This window comes from Phaeobacter sp. B1627 (assembly GCF_006265095.1).
Classification (GTDB): domain Bacteria; phylum Pseudomonadota; class Alphaproteobacteria; order Rhodobacterales; family Rhodobacteraceae; genus Epibacterium.
On the sequence record NZ_VCNK01000075.1, the window covers coordinates 1 to 5,216 of the forward strand.

Here is a 5,216-nt window from a genome sequence, read left to right on the forward strand (position 1 = left end):
ACTATTTTTAGGGGGGATTACCTTAGATGCCGCGCTCAAACTGCCTGCGAGCGGCGGCTCCGGCGCTCAATAAGATCAAATGTTGGGAATGGATTGCGCACCGATGGGCGCTCAAAGGCGTCGACCACCGGGAAAAAGATAAGGGAAAAGTCGACCGCAACGACAGAGGAGCGATTTCAGGTCAGTCTTGACAACTCATTTTCCAACCGCCCCAATCATGCATGCTGTCGCCGCCATTCAGAGGGGCTAAGGCCCGTCTTCTTCTTAAACGATGCGGAAAACTTGGAGGCATTTGCATAGTTTAGACAGCCAGCTATTTGTATAATGGTGTCATCCCCCAACAGAAGCTCCTTGGCTTTTTCCATGCGACGATAGACCAAATACTCATATGGCGCTTTGCCAGTAGAGGCGCGAAATGCGCGCGAAAACCCGCGCACGTCTCGTTGAAGGTCACTGGCCAAGTGTGCAACGCTTAGATCTTCTGAGAGGTGCTCTTCGATGTGCTCCACCACCCGTGCGAGCTGACGGGGAGACAACGGCTGTACACTCCGCTTTGCGTTGAGTGGGTGGCGGACGCGGGTCATCCGATGTAGGACAAGGCCAACCGCATGGTCGAAATAGGCCGAAGACAGGCCGTGGTGCTGCGCATCATCCCACATTGACCGAAAAACATGTGTCATCAGAGGATCGTCAAGCAATTGACTGCAGGCTGCATGCAAACTCTCAAGCCCCCCGACATCAGCCAATTCTTGTTCTGCACGCGCTTGCGAAATGACCAGCCCCAACAGAGTAGCGCCGGGCGCCCGCCCCTCGGCCTGCATGTGGGGCAAGGCCAATGCGGTGGTGCCGCTACGCATGACACCGTCGATCTTTCCCAGTTCTGAGCTGCGATAGAAACTGCCGCCACCGTCAATGACGTGCGATATCACCAAATAAGGCGTTTGTTCAAACTCTTGCGCGCTGGCTTCCAACGTCGCTTTTGCCAGGATCAACTGCCCTTTTGCATCGGTCATCACATGCGACTGTGCTGTCGAGCGACGTGCAACCCGGGTTTCAAACCGTCTTTGTTCTTCTGCCCAGCCCATACCGTTTCTTCTTGAGGTCTCTTATTTGTCCGCAAATGGAGGGGTGGCGTCCGAAATGGAGTGGATGGCGGCCTATTTCTCGATCTAAACACTAAGGAATTTGACGAAAACGTCAAGACTCCCTCCAACACTGGCTCGCGGTCCATAAAATGAACAAAAAAATGTCCCTCTACCTCAGCACCAGCTTGCTGGCTTTTGCACTTGCATCCCACTCTTATGCGCAGGACGCTGATCTTTTCGAGCTGGCGCCCATTTTTGTGGATGGGAAGCTGATTTCCGAGCCCTGGTATAAGTCTGGCACAAGCTTTGAAGTGCTTGATGAGGACACACTCCAAAAGCGTCCAGCGCAAGAAACCGTACATGATGTGTTGGAGAAGGCCGCCAATGTCAGTGCCCTTGAGGCGACCGCGAAAGCGCCGACAATTCGGGGGATAGACGGGACTGGCCCGGCCGAAGGTGCCAATGCGTTCTTTGCCGGCAGCAGGGCCCGGCTTGGCCTGACCATCGACGGTCGACCGGCAGGATACAATGAGATTGTTTTCGGCAATCAATCGCTTTGGGATGTCGAAAAAGTCGAAATTCTCAAAGGACCACAAAGCACCCTGTCTGGCCGGAATGCCATTGCGGGCACGGTGGCGATCACGACCAATGCTCCGGTGTTTGAAAACGAGGGAAAGGTCGAGGTCTCTGGCGGTAACCATGACCAAAAGCGCATTTCCGGCATGTACAATATGGCCGTCAGCGACAATCTGGCCTTTCGGTTCGCAGCCGATATCAGCGAGTCGCAATCGACTGTCCAATACACCCCGTTTGAAGGCGCCGATAACCCCGGACACCGTTCAACCCGCATGTTCCGTGGCGAAATGCTGTCCAATTTGGATATCGCTGACGGGGCCACGCTTCGGATCATCGCAGAGCACAACTCTCACTATGGCCCGAATGCGGAACGAGTTAACCGGCCCTACGAGGCACGTATGTCTCAGTTTCCGCAACAGCCGAGACATGAAGTTTCCACAAACAGTCTCGGAGCTGATTTTGACGTTGATCTGAATGCCTCTGTGCGGTTCGAGCTCGACGCCTCGATAACAGACTTTCGATTTGATCGAACCGCAGTGCCGAATTCATCAAACGCTTGGATCGACACACAGGAAGTTTCCATCGACCCGCGCCTGCGTTTCTTTGGTGCCGGGGGTATCGAGGCACTTGTCGGGCTGCACTACTACCATGCCGACCAGGACGAGTTTATCGAGTTCGTTGAAGACCAAAACTTCTCCGACACGACAGAAACAACCGCCATTTATGGTGAGATCAAACTGCCATTGGCAGCCGATTTTGAGCTGTCATTGGGCGCACGCTATGAACAGGAACGACATAAACGTAGCGGTGGCGACGCAGATGGCTCCATCGCAGAGGTCAATACAAATCGCACCTTTGAGGCCTTCCTGCCGCGTCTTGGTCTGAACTGGCAGCCTGTTGACGGGCAGAGCTATGGTTTCCATGTGTCCAAAGGCTACAATGCAGGCGGGGGGGGCATCGCAATCGGCGCACCAAATCCCTTCCCGATTGTCCACTATGAATACGACACCGAGACGGCCGCAAACTTTGAAGTCTACGGACGGCAGGAGCTATTGGGTGGTGACTTGCAGCTGACCCAAAACCTGTTTTTTACCAAGTACAAGAATATGCAACTCCCCTTTGACCTGACCCCTGGGGACACGCTGGATGAGCTCTTTGTGGTGCGCAACGCGGACGAAGTGATCAGCTATGGGGCGGAATTCAGCGCCGCATATCAAATGAGCGACGCTTTTGGTCTCTATGGGGGGATTGGCTTGCTCAAAACCGAAATCAAGCGTTTTCCGGGATCTGGCGTTGAAGGCAACGAACTGTTTAACGCCCCCAAAGCAACGGCAACGCTCGGCGCCAACTGGTCCAATCATGGCTGGTCGTTAAATGTCGCGGCCCGCTATACCAGCAGCTACTACACCGGCATCAATAACCGCGCCCGTGGTAAAACGGCATCCAGCGTGGTGGCCGACGCAAGTGTCAGCTATGATTTTGACAAAGTGCGCTTTTTCGCAGAAGTGAAAAACCTCTTTGATAATCAAGATGCTATTGCGATTTACCCAGGGGCGACGGCCTCGGCCGACTCTGCCGTTTTGAGACAACCCCGCGCGTTGCGCATCGGTTTGTCCCGCAGCTTCTAACGCGATGGGACATTTTCTGTACGATGAAACCCATTGGCCCTTCTGCGTCACAACCGCAGAAGGTGCTATATCCCTTGAACAACATCTAGAGATGCTTGCCGCGTGGGATCGATGGTTTGACAAACAAGAGCCATTCATTGTGTTTCGCCACCACCTCGACAAAGCCGCGCTTGAACAAGCCGACGGCGCCGCCAAAGCCACAAAAGCATGGCTGCAGGCTGGAGCGCGTGATCAAATCAAAACGCAGGTGCGAGCGATGTGTATTTTGGTTCCACCGGATGCGATGGCCACAGTGCCAAAATCAAGTGTTGAAAAGGTCTTTGGCATCCCCGGCGGCGTGTTTCATGACTTTGCTCAGGTTTTTGACTGGCTCGATCATCGCGCGTGGTTCAACTGTAGTAGCGTCAATCAAGACCGTTTTCGCCAGACCTATCTTCGCCAACATCGCAGTGACTAGGCCTTTGGCTTGGCCGTCGCTTCCGTTCGGAGGACCTCACATGCCAAATCTTCGTTGGCTAAAACACATTGCAGCGGGTGTCATGCTGTGCGCGAGCGTCGCATGGGCAGAAGCGGCCCGGTCGGACGAAAAAGATGTGATCTCTATTGGCGGCGGTGTCAGTGAGATCATCTATGCTTTGGGTCAAGAGCATCGACTGGTGGCGCGAGACACGACCTCCTACCTGCCAAAAGATATACTGTCCTTGCCGAATGTTGGTTATTTGCACCACCTATCCGCCGAAGGCATTTTGCGCTTTGGGCCCTCGCTCATCCTGGCGGATGAAACGGCCGGACCGCCGGAAACGATTGAACAGCTGAAAGCCGCCCGGATTACCATTACCACGATCCCAAATGGCTATGACGCGCACAGCATTCCACAGAAAATTCGCATCATCGCCAAGGCCCTCGATACGGCGGAGCGGGGGGAGGCGCTGATCAAAGACATCGAAGCTGACTTTACACATCTGGCAGAGATCGTTGCGGCCGATGAGACGCCGCCAAAGCGTGTTCTCTTTATCCTAGCGGCGCAAAACGGCAGTCTTCGTGTTGCCGGGAAAAACACTCCCGTAGATGCAATGATCGCTCTGGCCGGTGGGGTGAATGTCGCAGCTGTGATCGACGGGTATCAAACGATGTCAGACGAGGCCGTCATCGCCGCAAATCCCGAAATCATTCTGAGAGCCTCCTATCAAGACGGAAGCAGCCCTATATCTTCCCAATTGTTTGAACTGCCCGTACTTGCAGCGTCATCAGCAGCACAGAACGGCGCAGTTGTCTCGATCGATGCGTTGAAAATGACAGGCTTCGGCCCAAGTACAGCCCAAACAGCCCTGAGTTTACACGAGGCGTTCTCGCAATATTGACGCCTGAGAAATACCCAAGCCAGAACTACGCGATATCAGTGATCCCCCATATAGCTGCGCACGCGGCGGGCGACTAGGCTACGGTCAGGACCGATTGATTTCCTCCTTGTGGCGTGATTCACGGGGCGAAAATCGAGCAGTGATATGAGCGACCTATATCGGCTGAATGACGCGCAAATGGCCCGTCCTGCCCCCTACTTTCCCAAGCCCCATGGCAAACCTCGCGTGGATGATCGACGTGTACTCAGCGGCATTATCTTCGTCAATCGCAATGGCTTACGCTGGCGTGATGCGCCCAAGGAATATGGTCCTCACAAGACCCTGTACAATCGCTGGAAGCGGTGGAGCGAGAAAGGTGTTTTTGCCCAGATCATGATGGGCCTGGCCGCCGAACACGGCGAGGAAAAGACCGTCATGATCGACACCACCTATTTGAAAGCTCACCGCACTGCGACCACATGGGCGTCAAAAAAGGGGGGCGTGAACGTCTGATCGGTCGGAGTGTGAAGGATCAGGGTTTGATCTGGGGGATCAAATGCCCCAAAAACGGGCGGCATGAACACCAA

The 5,216-nt window shown here is 54.5% G+C and carries 4 protein-coding genes and 1 pseudogene; 4 read left to right on the forward strand and 1 reads right to left on the reverse strand.

All coding sequences use genetic code 11. The annotated features are described in order from the left end of the window. Positions 1–215: 215 nt before the first annotated feature. Positions 216–1,085 carry a helix-turn-helix domain-containing protein gene (locus FGE21_RS19570; protein ID WP_139665079.1) on the reverse strand — a complete coding sequence of 290 codons (870 nt, stop codon included), beginning with the start codon at positions 1,083–1,085 and terminating at the stop codon, positions 216–218. Between the two features lie 161 nt (positions 1,086–1,246). Between FGE21_RS19570 and FGE21_RS19575 the strand changes: the two genes are divergently transcribed. From FGE21_RS19575 to FGE21_RS19585, 4 genes and pseudogenes are all read left to right on the forward strand, one after another. Then, a complete protein-coding gene (locus FGE21_RS19575) occupies positions 1,247–3,289 on the forward strand; it encodes a TonB-dependent receptor (RefSeq protein WP_176695500.1) in 2,043 nt (680 codons plus the stop codon). Positions 3,290–3,293: 4 nt separating this feature from the next. Further along, positions 3,294–3,746 carry a hypothetical protein gene (locus FGE21_RS20145; protein ID WP_176695501.1) on the forward strand — a complete coding sequence of 151 codons (453 nt, stop codon included), beginning with the start codon at positions 3,294–3,296 and terminating at the stop codon, positions 3,744–3,746. Between the two features lie 40 nt (positions 3,747–3,786). Further along, positions 3,787–4,650: a hemin ABC transporter substrate-binding protein gene (locus FGE21_RS19580; RefSeq protein ID WP_176695502.1), complete on the forward strand. Its 864-nt coding sequence runs from the start codon at positions 3,787–3,789 to the stop codon at positions 4,648–4,650. Positions 4,651–4,794: 144 nt separating this feature from the next. Continuing rightward, positions 4,795–5,216 (forward strand): annotated as a pseudogene (locus tag FGE21_RS19585) (transposase); the annotation flags it as partial.